The following is a 14,084-nucleotide window of genomic DNA, read 5'->3' as shown; positions in this document are numbered from 1 at the left end:
CACTTCTCCACGGTGCGTCCCGATCGAGGGGCGCACGCTTAATCATGAATAACGAAAGAACTCTCGATCCCCAGTGTCGCCAGCGCTTCGGCGGCGACCGCGGCGGCATGGTCGGCGACCTGCGGCAGACCCATCAGCTCGCCAAAACGTCCGCGGGCCGCCGGGCCGGAAATTAGTACCTTTGGCGTCACCACGCCCTCGCGGCCAATCGCCCGGGAGCGCGAGTCGACGTCGAGCCCGAGCCCGAGCGCGTCGGCGCGGATCAGCCCCTCATGCGCCAGGTCGCGCAGCAGCGGCTGGCTGTCGATCAGGCCGCCGTGCGCGGGGCCGGTGGTCAGAATCAGGCGATCGACGGTCAGCGATTGAGGGTCGCCGTGGCGCGGACTCAGGGTCAGGGTCAGCCGGCTGGCATCGCCCTCCAGCGCCGTCAGCCTTGCCGCCTGCACCTTCAGGCTGCCGTCGCGCTGCCGTTGGCTAAGCACATCGGCGACCTGCGGGGCGATGCGGTAGCGATGCACATCCCAGTAGCTGCGCAGATGGCGCAGGAAGCGCTGGCGGTCGGCAAAGGTCAGCCCCTGCCAGATGCTCTGCCCCTGGTTACGCACCGCGTCCAGCACCACCTGCCACGGCTGCCCCAGCTCCGCGGCGCGACGGACATCTTCCCGCACCCGCCGCAGCCGCTGACGCAGCGTGCCCTGGCGATAGTCGCCGGGCCACGGCTCGGCAGCGCCGCTGATGTTTCCTCTGGGCAGCAGGCCGTGCCGCGAAAATGCCGTCACCGGACCGCGATGTCCGAGCCGCGACAGGGTAGCGATGGTGTCGGCCATCGTCAGACCGGTACCCATCACCGCCACCCGCGCATCCGGCGCAATGTCGGCAAGCGCGTCCGCACGCCACGGATTGGCAATCAGCGCAGGATGGTCGTGGAAAGGGGCCGCCAGGCGCGGCAGCGCCGGCGGCGGATGGCTCACCGCGAGGATCAGCAGATCGCTTTTCAGCAGCCGGCCGCTGGCGGTGGTGACGCCGCGCGGGTCATAGGCCAGCGCCTGCTCACGCAGGTGAACCAGCCGTCCCGCGCTCGCCCGCAGCGCATCGGTAAAGCGCTGGCTGACGTAGCGGCCAAACTGGCCGCGCTGCGGATAGAGCGCGCCGTCCTCACGCCGCGCCTGCGGGTCGTCGGCAAATGCCGGCTGGCCGCGATACCAGCGGTCGAAAGCGCCCTCCTCCTCGCCCGCCAGCTGCATCCGCGCGGCGGGGACGTTGATGCGATGGGAGGGCTCGGCGGTGGAGTAGGCCACCCCCGCGCCGGGCACGGCGCGAGGCTCCAGCAGCGTCACCCGCAGCCCGTGCGGGGCCAGGCGCAGAAGCTCAATCGCCACGGCGGCGCCGCTGAACCCGCCGCCGATAATGACCACCTGCGGTTCAGCGCTCATCGGCAATCCCCCTCTGGAGGCAGAAAAGCATGTCCACCTCCCGCTCAGCTGGCGCTGACCTGTTTAACCGGCCGCTTATCGCCGCCGATGGTTTCGCCAAACGGGCCGGTATTCACGCCGCGCGCTTTGGGCAGGGCGTTGCCGGCAAGCGGCAGCAGCGGCATGACCAAATCGGCAAAGCGGTGGGCCTCTTCGAGGTGCGGATAGCCGGAGAAGATAAAGTTGGTGATGCCGAGGGCCTGATATTCGCGAATGCGGTCCGCGACCTGCTGCGGGCTGCCGACCAGCGCCGTACCCGCCCCGCCGCGCACGAGGCCAACGCCCGCCCACAGGTTCGGGGCGATGCGCAGGTTGTCGCGGGAGCCGTTATGCAGGGCGCTCATTCGCGCCTGGCCTGCGGAATCCATGCGGGCAAAGATCTTCTGCGCCTGGGCGATGGTGTCATCATCCAGATGGGCAATCAGACGGTCGGCGGCGGCCCAGGCCTCTTCTTCCGTTTCACGGACGATAACGTGCAGGCGAATGCCGTACTGCAGGGTGCGGCCGCGGGCGGCGGCGCGCTCGCGCACGATGGCCAGCTTCTCCGCCACCAGCTCAGGCGGTTCTCCCCAGGTCAGATAGCTATCGATTTGCCCGGCGGCAACGTCAATGGCCTCCTCTGAAGAGCCGCCGAAATAGAGCGGCGGGCCGTTTTCCTGCACCGGCGGGAAGAGAACTTCCGCCCCCTCAACCTGAATATGCTCGCCGTGATAATCCACCTTTTCGCCTTTCAGCAGGCGCGAGTAAACGTCAAGAAATTCACGGGTAACCTGATAGCGCTGGCTATGGTCGAGGAAAATCCCGTCGCCCTTGTTCTCCACCGGATCGCCGCCGGTTACCACGTTGATCAGCAGCCGGCCTTCCGACAGGCGGTCGAGGGTCGCCGCCATGCGCGCCGCCAGCGTCGGCGGCTGCAGTCCCGGACGCACCGCAACCAGATAGCGCAGGCGGCGGGTTAACGGCGCCAGCGCCGAGGCGACCAGCCAGGAGTCTTCGCAGCTTTTGCCGGTAGGGATCAGCACGCCGTAGTAGCCAAGGCTGTCGGCGGCCAGAGCAACCTGTTGTAAGTACGCTAAATCAACGGGGCGTCCGCCTTCGGTGGTGCCCAGATAGCGGCCGTCGCCGTGGGTGGGTAAGAACCAAAACACGTTGATCTTATCGCTAGCTTTCTGCGTCATTATCCATTTCCTATATAACCATATTCGATATTCATCGAAGAGTTGTTTTAATTTGGTTATATGAGTGTTAGCGATAATCGTGCCAATGCGGACAGGAAAATTAAGACAACAAAATCAAATAATTAATAAAATTCTGCGCCCACCAGGCTGTTGCAAATGCGCCAGCAGATGGGGCGAGGCTGCCGCTTTTGCAACAAAACCACAGAGTTTGCCCGTGTTTACCGCCGCCGACAGAGGATAAGTTCAAGGCGTTATTTAGCGGAGGACTACCATGCTCAATCCTGAACCCCCAGCCGATACCCCGGTGCTGATCGATCCGGCGTCAAAAGCCTTTCAGAACCTGTTGGATAAACTGGCGCCCACGGAGGCCACCGTGCTGATCGTCGGTGAAACCGGCACCGGTAAAGAGGTGGTCGCCCGCTACCTGCATCACCACAGCAGCCGCCGCCAGCAGCCTTTTCTCGCCGTGAACTGCGGTGCGCTCACCGAGAGCCTGGCGGAAGCGGAGCTCTTCGGTCACGAAAAGGGGGCGTTTACCGGCGCGGTGCAGGGGCATCCCGGCTGGTTTGAGGCCGCCGAGGGCGGCACGCTGCTGCTCGATGAGATTGGCGAATTAAGCCTGCCGCTGCAGGTGAAGCTGCTGCGCGTGCTGCAGGAGCGCGAGATTACCCGCGTCGGCTCGCGCAAGGCGATTAAAGTCAACGTGCGGGTCATTGCCGCCACCCACGTAGATTTGGCGCAGGCGATCCGCGAGCGCCGCTTCCGCGAAGACCTCTATTACCGCCTGAATATCGCCATCGTCCCGCTGCCGCCGCTGCGCCAGCGCCGCCAGGATATTCCGCTGCTGGCCAATCATTTCTTATCGCTCTACGCCCGTCGGCTGGGGCGCCCAACCCGCTATCTGGCGCCTGAGGCGTTAGCCCGGCTGATGGACTACCCGTGGCCCGGCAATATCCGCGAGCTTGAAAACACGCTGCATAACGCGGTTCTGCTCAGCAAAGAGGAGGAGATTACGCCCGCACAGCTGCGCCTGACCACGCTGCACGCCGCGCCGCTGACGGCAACGGATATTGAGCTGGACGACTTTATCCACCAGCAGCTCGCCCAGCCCGGCGACGCGCTGTGGGAGCGCATGACCGGCGCGCTGATCCGCGGCGCTATGGCCCATTGCGACGACAATCAAAGCCAGGCGGCCGCGCTGCTGGGGATCAGTCGCCACACCCTGCGTACCCAGCTGGCCAACATCGGCATGATTAAAAGCCGCCGCCGGGTGGAATCGGCTCCGCGCCGGTTAGCCGAAACCGCGTCCGTAGACCGCGAGCTGCGCATCGGCTATCAGCGCTTCGGCAACCTCGGCATTTTAAAGGCCCGGCAGAGCCTCGAGAGCGCCTTCTCCAGCCTTGGCGTCAGCGTGCTGTGGAGCGAATTCCCCGCCGGGCCGCAGCTGCTGCACGCCCTTGCCTGCAATGAGATCGATTTTGGCACCACCGGCGAAGCGCCGCCGGTCTTTGCTCAGGCCAGCAACGCCGAGCTGGTGTACGTCGCGTGGGAGCCGCCGGCGCCGCAAAGCGTGGCGATGGTGGTGCCGCAGCATAGCGATATCCGCGCCCTCAGCGATCTGCGCGGCAAGCGTATTGCGCTGAATAAGGGCTCAAACGTGCACTGGCTGCTGCTGCAGATTCTGGAAGAGGCCGGGCTGAGCCTGAATGACGTGAAGGTGGTCTACATCCCGCCGAAGTACCCTCTCACCGCCAGCGATTATCTGGCGGTCGACGCGTGGATGATGTGGGACCCGCTGCTCAGCGACGCCGAACATACCGGAGAGCTGCGGGTGGTCGCCAGCGGCGAGGGCCGGGTACACAACCATCAGTTCTATCTCTCGCGCCGCGATTACGTCAATCGCAACGGCGACATCATGCAGCGCCTGCTGCACGAGCTGACGCAAACCGGGCAGTTTATCGACCGCCGGCGCGAGGAGGCCGCCGGCCTGCTTGCCGCCGAATTAGGCATTAACGTCGATTCGCTGGCCCTCGCCCTCGCGCGGCGCAGCCATCGCCCACGGATGATGGATCTTAAGGTCATCCGCGCGCAGCAGACCATCGCCGACCGCTTTTATGCCCTCGGACTGATCGGCAAACCGGTTTCCGTGCGCGAAGCCGTTTGGTACGGGGAAGCGGCCCATAGCGACCTGGGCCTGCTGCTGCACGCGGATTAGGCCGCTTTACGAGGCGCGTTCCCGATTATCCCCGTGCCGATAGCCTCCTCCGCACGGCAATGATACCCTTACATTTCTGAGAACATTGGTCGGGCACGGCGCCCGGCCAGGCCGGCGGGCCGCTCATCCGCCGGGCTAAATGATAAGGAGAGACCTGTGGCCGTTCATCTGTTAATCGTCGACGCGCTCAATCTGATTCGCCGCATTCACGCGGTGCAGGGTTCGCCCTGCGTTGACACCTGCCTGCACGCGCTGGAGCAGCTGATCGTCCATAGTCAGCCAACGCACGCGGTGGCGGTATTTGATGATGACGATCGCGCCCACAGCTGGCGGCACCAGCGTCTGGCGGAATATAAAGCCGGCCGCGCGCCGATGCCGGAGACGCTGGAGGCCGAAATGCCCGCGCTCCGTGCGGCGTTTGAACAGCGCGGAATACGCTGCTGGGCCTTAGCGGGCAACGAAGCCGACGATCTCGCCGCCACCCTGGCGATGAAGGTGGCCCAGGCCGGGCACCAGGCCACCATCGTCTCCACGGATAAAGGCTACTGCCAGCTGCTTTCGCCCACGGTTCGCATCCGCGACTACTTCCAGAAGCGCTGGCTGGACGCCCCCTTTATTGCCAAAGAGTTTGGCGTGACCCCGCAGCAGCTGCCTGACTACTGGGGCCTGGCGGGCATTAGCAGCTCGAAGGTACCGGGCGTGGCGGGTATCGGCCCTAAAAGCGCCGCCCAGCTCTTAACTGAGTTTACCGATCTGGAGGGGATTTACGCCCGTCTCGACGAGGTCGCGGAGAAGTGGCGCAAGAAGCTGGAAGAGCATAAAGAGATGGCGTTCACCTGTCGTGAAATCGCCCGCCTGCAGACCGATTTACAGCTCGACGGCAACCTGCAGCAGCTGCGGCTGACGGCGTAGTCGGTGTCGCTGGCATAGTCGGTATAGCTGGCGGCCGAGGTTCAGCCAGAAAGGGCGATAGCCAGCATCGCCCTTGCCCCCCGGCAGCGTTTACCAGGCGGAGTGGTAAAGCTCGATAATCTCCGTCAGGCTGGCTTCCCGCGGGTTGCCGCCGGTGCAAACGTCGTCAAACGCCGCCTGCGCCAGCGCCGGAATATCCTCTTTACGTACCCCGACATCGCGCAGATGCGGCGGGATCCCCACGTCACGATTGAGTTTACACACCGCCTCTACCGCCGCCTGGCGTACCTCCTCTTCGCTTCTGCCTTCAACTTTCTCGCCCATAGCCCGGGCGATATCGGCAAACTTACCTCCGCAGTACGCGGCGTTATAGCGCATCACGTGAGGCAGCAGAATGGCGTTGGCCACGCCGTGCGGCGTGTTGTAAAACGCGCCTAAAGGATGCGCCATGCCGTGCACCAGCCCGAGGCCGACGTTGGAAAAACCCATCCCGGCAATATACTGCCCCAGCGCCATCGCCTCACCGGACCGGCTCTCGCCGGCCACCGAGCCGCGCAGCGCGCCGGCAATAATCTCTATCGCTTTCAGGTGCAGGGCGTCGGTTAACGCCCAGGCCGCCCGCGTAACGTAGCCTTCGATGGCATGGGTCAACGCGTCGACGCCGGTCGCGGCTTTCAGCGCCGGCGGCATCCCGTCCATCATATCGGCATCGATAAACGCCGCCTGGGGGATATCGTGCGGATCGACGCAGACAAATTTACGCCGCTTTTCCTCATCGGTGATCACGTAGTTGATCGTCACCTCCGCCGCGGTTCCGGCGGTGGTCGGAATGGCCATAATCGGCACGCTCGGGGCGCGGGTTGCCGATAGCCCTTCCAGGCTACGAACGTCGGCAAACTCAGGGTTAGCGCTGATAATCCCCACCGCCTTACAGGTATCCTGCGGCGAGCCGCCGCCAATGGCGATCAGGTAGTCCGCCCCGCTCTGCTGAAAAACCCGCAGCCCCTCCTGTACAACCGCAATCGTCGGATTCGGGATCACGGCGGAAAAGATCTCCCAGGCCAGACCGGCGGCATCCATCCTGTCGGTGACCTTGCTAACCGCGCCGCACTGAACCAGCGTCTTATCAGTGACAATCAGCGCCTTACGATAGCCGCGACGCTTCACTTCGTCGGATAATGCCGCTATCGCCCCTCGGCCAAACCACGCCGTTTCGTTCAAAATCATTCTGTTCGCCATTGCCCGTCTCCTGTTTGTCGTGCGGGATCACTCTTCGATACGTAGCCCATAGGTTTTGAATTTTTCCAGCACGATGGCTATCGCTTCGTCATCCAGTACCGGCACGGGATCGATAATCGCCAGCGTGCTGAGGTACAGCTGGGCCAGCACCTCCACCTCATGCGCCAGCCACAGCGCTTTTTCCAGACTCTCTTCACAGGCAATCAGCCCGTGATGCTGCAGCAGGGTCGCCTTGCGGTTTTTTAGCGCGACGGCCACATATTCGGAGAGCTCGCGCGTTCCGAAGGTGGCGTAGGGCGCGCAGGGGATGGAGTTGCCGCCGGCGGCGGCAATCATGTAGTGGATCGCCGGAATGGGCCGGTTAAGGATCGACACCGCGGTACAGTGCACCGCGTGGTTATGGACCACCGCCTGCGCGTCGGGGCGGGTCTGGTAGGCCGCCATATGAAAACGCCACTCGCTTGACGGCAGCTTGCCCTGCTCATGCTGGCCGTTGGCGTCAATCCATACGATGTGGGATTCGGTGAGCTTTTCGTACGGGATGCCCGTCGGCGTAATCAGCATGCCGCCTTCATAGCGCACGCTCACGTTGCCTGCGGTCCCCTGATTCAGCCCCAGCCGGGTCATTTCCAGGCAGGTATCAATAATCTGCCGCGCCAGCGTATTTCGTTCCATTCTTTACCTCTCTCAGCGTTTCAAAACAGACCAACAGAATCCTCACTTAACATCATCCCGGCTCTGTCGAATTAATTGGATATTTACTTACCATCATCATATTGAATAACCAGAATGGAATTGACATCAGCGTATTCTGTGACCGCCATCAATTAATCTCCGCGAATAAATAAAGCACCGGTTATTTTCACCGAAGAAAACTGCCCGTTATTATTTTTCTTTTTTAAAACGGGCATTCCCCTCCGCCTTTAACAATTGCCCGTTTGCGCCGCAATAAATTAAATCGGGCAGCGCCGCTGTGGCTTTTAAATTAAATAATCTCAAACGGTCATCGTTTTAGATAAATTAAAGTGATGCTAATCACATAAAGCCATAGTCTTCGGGCCAAATGTGACCGCCATCATATTAAAAGGCGTTGTTTATTTGAAAATGAATTCATGAGTTCATCCATGAGAGCATTTTATTCGCTGCCGCTTAATCGGAACTCACCTTGTTTTGCCGGCTGGAGAGAGTTGCCAGCCGCACTCTAAAGATGCTGGACACGCTTCTGAACTGATGAGGATGCTATGGGAAACACAACAATACAAACGCAGAGTTTTCGTGCGATAGATGTCGGCCAAAGTAAGCGCTATATTATTCCATTCGCCCTGCTGTGCTCGCTATTTTTCCTTTGGGCCGTTGCCAATAATTTAAATGACATTTTGCTGCCGCAATTCCAGCAGGCTTTTACCTTAACTAATTTTCAGGCCGGGCTGATTCAATCAGCATTTTATTTTGGCTACTTCGTCATTCCCGTTCCCGCCGGGATCCTGATGAAAAAGCTCAGCTATAAAGCCGGGATAATTACCGGGCTATTCCTTTACGCGTTCGGCGCCGCCTTATTCTGGCCAGCTGCGGAAATAATGAATTACACTTTATTCCTGATTGGCCTTTTTATTATTGCCGCCGGTCTGGGATGTCTTGAAACCGCCGCTAACCCTTTCGTTACGGTCCTTGGCCCGGAAAGCGGCGGTCATTTCCGCCTCAACCTGGCACAAACCTTTAACTCCTTTGGCGCCATTATTGCCGTCGTCTTTGGGCAAAGTCTTATTTTGTCTAACGTGCCGCATCAATCTCAGGAAGTGCTCGATAAAATGGCGCCCGAGCAGCTCAGCGCCTATAAGCACAGCCTGGTGTTATCGGTTCAGACGCCATATATGATTATCGTGGCGATCGTGCTGCTGGTTGCCGTGCTGATCGCGCTGACAAAGTTCCCTTCTCTGCAAAGCGACGACCACGGAGATAGCGCCCAGAGCTCTTTGACCGCCTCCTTCTCCAGGCTGGTGCGCATTCGCCACTGGCGCTGGGCGGTTCTGGCGCAGTTCTGCTACGTTGGCGCGCAAACGGCCTGCTGGAGCTATTTAATTCGCTATGCTATCGAAGAGATCCCCGGCATGACGCCCGGCTTCGCCGCGAACTACCTGACCGGCACTATGGTCTGCTTCTTCATCGGCCGCTTTAGCGGCACCTGGCTCATCAGCCGCTTTGCCCCGCATAAAGTGCTCGCCGCCTACGCCCTGCTGTCGATGGCGCTGTGCCTGATTTCCGCGCTCAGCGGCGGGCATATCGGCCTGCTGGCGCTAACCCTGTGCAGCGCGTTTATGTCGATTCAGTACCCCACCATTTTCTCTCTGGGGATCAAAAATCTGGGGCAGGACACCAAATACGGTTCGTCGTTTATCGTCATGACCATTATCGGCGGCGGGATCGTCACGCCGGTAATGGGATTTGTCAGCGATGCGGCGGGCAATATTCCGACCGCCGAACTGGTCCCGACGCTATGCTTCGCCATCATCTTTATTTTTGCCCGTTTCCGTTCACAAACGGCAACAAACTGAACATTTTCCGAATAACGTGAGGAGTCTGGAATGAAAAAAATCAGCTTACCGAAAATAGGCATTCGCCCGGTCATTGACGGACGTCGCATGGGCGTACGCGAATCGCTGGAAGAGCAAACCATGAATATGGCGCAGGCCACCGCCGCGCTGATCGGCGAGAAGCTTCGCCACGCCTGCGGCGCGCAGATCGAGTGCGTCATTGCGGATACCTGCATCGCCGGTATGGCGGAGTCGGCGGCCTGCGAAGAGAAATTTAGTCGCCACAACGTCGGCGTGACCATTACCGTCACCCCCTGCTGGTGCTACGGCAGCGAAACCATCGATATGGACCCGATGCGCCCGAAAGCCATCTGGGGCTTCAACGGCACCGAGCGTCCGGGAGCGGTCTATCTCGCCGCCGCGCTGGCCGCCCACAGCCAGAAGGGCATTCCGGCCTTCTCGATCTATGGTCACGACGTTCAGGACGCGGACGACAGCTCGATCCCTGCGGACGTCGAAGAAAAGCTGCTGCGCTTCGCCCGCGCCGGGCTGGCGGTTGCCGCCATGAAGGGCAAAAGCTACCTCTCCGTCGGCGGCGTATCCATGGGGATTGCCGGCTCCATCGTCGATCATAACTTCTTCGAATCCTGGCTAGGCATGAAGGTGCAGGCAGTCGATATGACCGAGCTGCGTCGGCGCATCGACCAGAAAATCTATGATGAGGTGGAGCTGGAAATGGCGCTGGCGTGGGCGGATAAAAACTTCCGCTACGGTGAGGATCAGAACGCCAGGCAGTACAAACGCAATGCGGAGCAGAGCCGGGCCGTCCTGAAAGAGAGCCTGCTGATGGCGATCTGTATCCGCGACATGATGCAGGGCAACGCGAAGCTGGCGGAGAAGGGCCTGGTAGAAGAGTCGCTGGGCTATAACGCCATTGCCGCCGGTTTTCAGGGCCAGCGCCACTGGACCGATCAATACCCGAACGGCGATACCGCCGAGGCGCTGCTGAACAGCTCGTTTGACTGGAACGGGGTGCGCGAGCCGCTGGTTGTCGCGACCGAAAATGACAGCCTTAACGGGGTGGCAATGCTGCTGGGCCATCAGCTCACCGGCACCGCCCAGGTATTTGCCGACGTCCGGACCTACTGGTCGCCGGATGCGGTCGAACGGGTGACGGGCCAGCCGCTTACCGGGCTGGCGGAACACGGCATTATCCACCTGATCAACTCCGGTTCCGCGGCGCTGGACGGCTCCTGTAAACAGCGCGATGCCGAGGGCAATCCGACCATGAAACCGCACTGGGAAATCTCGCAGCAGGAGGCCGACGCCTGCCTCGCGGCCACCGAGTGGTGCCCGGCGATCCACGAGTATTTCCGCGGCGGCGGCTTCTCCTCGCGCTTCCTCACCGAAGGCGGCGTCCCCTTTACCATGACCCGGGTGAACATCATTAAAGGCCTCGGGCCGGTCCTGCAAATCGCCGAAGGCTGGAGCGTCGAGCTGCCGAAAGAGATGCACGACCAGCTGGACGCTCGCACCAACTCCACCTGGCCAACCACCTGGTTTGTGCCGCGTCTGACCGGCAAGGGCCCGTTCTCCGACGTCTATTCGGTGATGGCGAACTGGGGGGCAAACCACGGCGTGCTGACCATTGGCCACGTCGGCGCGGACTTTATCACCCTCGCCTCCATGCTGCGTATTCCGGTCTGCATGCATAACGTGGAAGAGGCGAAAATCTATCGCCCTTCAACCTGGTCTGCGCACGGTATGGATACTGAAGGTCAGGACTACCGCGCCTGCCAGAACTATGGCCCGCTGTACAAACGTTAATACGTTTCCGCCCTTTCATCGCGAAAGGGCTTTTTTTGTTTCAGGAGCAATGATGAAACAAGACGTTATTCTGGTCCTCGACTGCGGGGCAACCAACGTCCGGGCCATCGCTGTCGATCGGCAGGGGAAGATTGTCGCCCGCGCATCGACCCCCAACGCCAGCGATGCCGCTGCGGAAAACGGCGCGTGGCACCAGTGGTCTCTCGAAGCGATCCTGCAGCGCTTCGCCAGCTGCTGTCAGACGCTCGCGGCGGAGCTCGCCGCCTGCCGCATTCGCGGTATTACGGTCACCACCTTTGGCGTGGACGGCGCGCTGGTCGATGAGCGCGGCGCCCTGCTCTACCCGACGATCAGCTGGAAATGCCCGCGCACCGCGGCGGTGATGCACGACATCGGTCGAATAATGCCGGCGCAGCGGCTGCAGGAAATCTCCGGCGTCGGGGCCTTCAGCTTCAATACCTTATATAAGCTGGTGTGGCTGAAAGAGAACCACCCGCAGCTGCTGGAAAAGGCGCATGCCTGGCTGTTTATCTCATCGCTTATCAACCACCGCTTAACCGGCGAATTCACCACCGATATCACTATGGCGGGTACCGGCCAGATGCTGGATATTCACCGGCGGGAGTTTAGCCCCGAGATCCTGCAGGCCGCGGGGATCCCGCGCCGGCTGTTCCCTACGCTGGTGGAAGCGGGAGAGAAGATCGGCACCCTCCAGCCCGATGCCGCCGCGCTGCTGCAGCTCCCCGCGGGGATACCGGTATTCTCCGCCGGGCACGATACGCAGTTTGCGCTGTTTGGCGCCGGAGCGCAGCAGAATGAACCGGTACTCTCGTCCGGCACCTGGGAAATTCTGATGGTGCGCAGCGCCGAGGTTAACACCCCGCTGCTGAGTCAGTACCCCGGCTCAACCTGCGAGCTGGACAGCCAGCCCGGACTGACCAACCCCGGGATGCAGTGGCTGGCGTCCGGCGTGCTGGAGTGGGTGCGCCAGCTGCTATGGACGCCGGAGACGCCGTGGCAAACGCTGATTGAGGAAGCGCGCCTCATTCCCGCCGGCGCCGAAGGCGTGAAGATGCAGTGCGATCTGCTGGCCTGTCAAGACGCAGGCTGGCAGGGCGTAACGCTGAATACCACCCGCGCGCACTTTTATCGCGCCGCGCTGGAGGGCTTAACCGCCCAGCTGCAGAGCCACCTGCGCACCCTGGAGAAAATCGGCGGCTTTAAGGCCAGCGAACTTCTGCTGGTGGGCGGCGGCAGCCGCAACGCGCTGTGGAATCAAATAAAAGCCAACGCGCTCGATATGCCGGTTAAGGTTCTGGACGACGCTGAAACGACCGTTGCCGGCGCGGCGATGTACGGCTGGTTTGGCGCGGGCGAGTTTGCCAGCCCGGAGCAGGCCAGAGCCGAGGTGCGCTACCAGTACCGCTACTTTTATCCACAAACCGAACCTGAACTGATAGATGAGGTATGACATGCTAAAAACGATCTCGCCACTCATCTCCCCCGAGCTGCTTAAGATCCTGGCCGAGATGGGCCACGGGGATGAAATTATTTTTTCCGACGCCCACTTCCCGGCCCACAGTATGGGGCCGCAGGTCATTCGCGCCGACGGCCTGCAGGTCAGCGACCTCCTGCAGGCGATCGCTCCGCTGTTTGAACTCGACGGCTACGCGCCGCCGCTGGTGATGATGGCGGCGGTGGCGGGCGACGCGCTCGATCCCGGCGTTGAGCAACGCTATCGCGATGCGCTCTCCCGGGAGTCGCCCTGTCCGGAAATCACCCGCATCGATCGCTTTGCGTTCTACGAGCGGGCGCAAAAAGCCTTTGCGATCGTTATCACAGGGGAGCGCGCGAAGTACGGGAATATTCTTTTAAAAAAAGGAGTAACGCCGTAATCTCATGCCGGAGCGCCCGCCTGATGCGGGCGTTTATTGACTGACAGGGTGAGAGAAAATGAAAGCGGCACGCCAGCAGGCGATCATAGACCTGCTGATCAACCATAGCAGCCTGACGACTGAAGCCCTATCGCTGCAGCTCGCGGTCAGTAAAGAGACGATTCGTCGCGACCTCAGCGAACTGCAGTCGCAGGGCAAAGTGCTGCGTAACCACGGACGCGTCAAGATCATCCACCGACAGAGCCAGGACAGCGGCGATCCGTTTCATATCCGCCTCAAAAGCCACTATGCCCACAAAGCCGATATCGCCCGCGAGGCCCTTGCCTGGATAGAAGAAGGGATGGTTATCGCCCTCGATGCCAGCTCCACCTGCTGGTATCTGGCCCGTCAGCTCCCCGACGTCAACCTTCACGTGTTTACCAACAGCCAGCCCATCTGCCAGGAGCTCAGCAAGCGCGAGCACATCCAGCTCACCTGCTCGGGCGGCACCCTGCAGCGTAAATACGGCTGCTACGTGAGCGCTTCGCTTATCCCGCAGCTCAGGTCCCTGGAGATCGATCTGTTCGTTTTTTCCTGCGAAGGCATCGATAGCAACGGCGCGCTTTGGGATTCAAATACGGTTAACGCCGAGTTCAAATCCCTGCTGCTCAAGCGCGCGGCGCAGTCTTTACTGCTGATCGATAAGAGTAAGTTTAATCGCTCGGGCGAGGCCAGCATTGGCCATCTCGATGACGTGACGCACATCATTTCTGATGAGCCCATCGCGGCGAAATAGCCGGCAGGAGAAGGGAGAAGAGAGCCCGGATAACGGCGCC

At 61.2% G+C, this 14,084-nt stretch carries 11 protein-coding genes; 7 read left to right on the top strand and 4 right to left on the bottom strand.

Annotated elements, in window-relative coordinates:
- Positions 1 to 38: 38 nt before the first annotated feature.
- Complete coding sequence (locus tag QFI97_RS06600; RefSeq protein WP_346430772.1) at positions 39 to 1,433, bottom strand: FAD/NAD(P)-binding protein; 1,395 nt, start codon at positions 1,431 to 1,433, stop codon at positions 39 to 41.
- A 44-nt stretch (positions 1,434 to 1,477) separates the two neighbouring features.
- Positions 1,478 to 2,650, bottom strand: coding sequence for an FMNH2-dependent alkanesulfonate monooxygenase (gene ssuD, locus QFI97_RS06595; protein WP_095098692.1), 1,173 nt, complete (start codon positions 2,648 to 2,650; stop codon positions 1,478 to 1,480).
- A gap of 271 nt (positions 2,651 to 2,921) precedes the next feature.
- Here ssuD and QFI97_RS06590 point away from each other — a divergent pair, with 271 nt between their 5' ends.
- Both QFI97_RS06590 and xni read left to right on the top strand, forming a co-directional pair.
- Positions 2,922 to 4,865, top strand: a complete 1,944-nt coding sequence (locus tag QFI97_RS06590) for a sigma-54-dependent Fis family transcriptional regulator (RefSeq protein ID WP_095098695.1) — start codon at positions 2,922 to 2,924, stop codon at positions 4,863 to 4,865.
- A 156-nt stretch (positions 4,866 to 5,021) separates the two neighbouring features.
- Positions 5,022 to 5,777 (top strand): flap endonuclease Xni, encoded by a 756-nt coding sequence (gene xni / locus QFI97_RS06585; protein ID WP_346430771.1) that lies wholly within the window; start codon positions 5,022 to 5,024, stop codon positions 5,775 to 5,777.
- 90 nt (positions 5,778 to 5,867) lie between these two features.
- Here the strand turns inward: xni and fucO are convergent, their stop codons facing one another.
- Complete coding sequence (gene fucO, locus QFI97_RS06580) at positions 5,868 to 7,016, bottom strand: lactaldehyde reductase (RefSeq protein WP_095098701.1); 1,149 nt, start codon at positions 7,014 to 7,016, stop codon at positions 5,868 to 5,870.
- Between the two features lie 27 nt (positions 7,017 to 7,043).
- Entirely contained in the window at positions 7,044 to 7,691 is a 648-nt protein-coding gene (gene fucA / locus QFI97_RS06575; RefSeq protein WP_095098704.1) for an L-fuculose-phosphate aldolase, read from the bottom strand.
- A 566-nt stretch (positions 7,692 to 8,257) separates the two neighbouring features.
- Between fucA and fucP the strand changes: the two genes are divergently transcribed.
- From fucP to fucR, 5 genes are read left to right on the top strand one after another with little or no spacing between them, the layout of a single operon-like run.
- Positions 8,258 to 9,568, top strand: coding sequence for an L-fucose:H+ symporter permease (gene fucP / locus QFI97_RS06570; protein WP_346430770.1), 1,311 nt, complete (start codon positions 8,258 to 8,260; stop codon positions 9,566 to 9,568).
- 30 nt (positions 9,569 to 9,598) lie between these two features.
- Positions 9,599 to 11,374, top strand: a complete 1,776-nt coding sequence (gene fucI, locus QFI97_RS06565; protein WP_346430769.1) for an L-fucose isomerase — start codon at positions 9,599 to 9,601, stop codon at positions 11,372 to 11,374.
- Positions 11,375 to 11,426: 52 nt separating this feature from the next.
- Complete coding sequence (gene fucK, locus QFI97_RS06560; RefSeq protein WP_346430768.1) at positions 11,427 to 12,845, top strand: L-fuculokinase; 1,419 nt, start codon at positions 11,427 to 11,429, stop codon at positions 12,843 to 12,845.
- Between the two features lies 1 nt (position 12,846).
- The gene (fucU, locus tag QFI97_RS06555; RefSeq protein WP_095098716.1) at positions 12,847 to 13,269 is read left to right on the top strand and encodes an L-fucose mutarotase; all 423 of its coding nucleotides are present in this window, start codon (positions 12,847 to 12,849) and stop codon (positions 13,267 to 13,269) included.
- A gap of 58 nt (positions 13,270 to 13,327) precedes the next feature.
- A complete protein-coding gene (fucR, locus tag QFI97_RS06550) occupies positions 13,328 to 14,044 on the top strand; it encodes an L-fucose operon activator (protein ID WP_041147009.1) in 717 nt (238 codons plus the stop codon).
- Positions 14,045 to 14,084 lie beyond the last annotated feature (40 nt).

Source organism: Klebsiella scottii (assembly GCF_036561945.1).
Taxonomy (GTDB): domain Bacteria; phylum Pseudomonadota; class Gammaproteobacteria; order Enterobacterales; family Enterobacteriaceae; genus Klebsiella; species Klebsiella scottii.
Note: the sequence above shows the minus strand (reverse complement) of the source record. Positions and strands in the feature narration are given on the sequence as shown.

Coding starts and splice junctions, on each gene's coding strand:
- QFI97_RS06600 (WP_346430772.1), bottom strand. CDS start 1,433: ATGAGCGCTGAACCGCAGGTGGTCATTATCGGCGGCGGGTTCAGCGGC.
- ssuD (WP_095098692.1), bottom strand. CDS start 2,650: ATGACGCAGAAAGCTAGCGATAAGATCAACGTGTTTTGGTTCTTACCC.
- QFI97_RS06590 (WP_095098695.1), top strand. CDS start 2,922: ATGCTCAATCCTGAACCCCCAGCCGATACCCCGGTGCTGATCGATCCG.
- fucO (WP_095098701.1), bottom strand. CDS start 7,016: ATGGCGAACAGAATGATTTTGAACGAAACGGCGTGGTTTGGCCGAGGG.
- fucA (WP_095098704.1), bottom strand. CDS start 7,691: ATGGAACGAAATACGCTGGCGCGGCAGATTATTGATACCTGCCTGGAA.
- fucP (WP_346430770.1), top strand. CDS start 8,258: ATGGGAAACACAACAATACAAACGCAGAGTTTTCGTGCGATAGATGTC.
- fucI (WP_346430769.1), top strand. CDS start 9,599: ATGAAAAAAATCAGCTTACCGAAAATAGGCATTCGCCCGGTCATTGAC.
- fucK (WP_346430768.1), top strand. CDS start 11,427: ATGAAACAAGACGTTATTCTGGTCCTCGACTGCGGGGCAACCAACGTC.
- fucU (WP_095098716.1), top strand. CDS start 12,847: ATGCTAAAAACGATCTCGCCACTCATCTCCCCCGAGCTGCTTAAGATC.
- fucR (WP_041147009.1), top strand. CDS start 13,328: ATGAAAGCGGCACGCCAGCAGGCGATCATAGACCTGCTGATCAACCAT.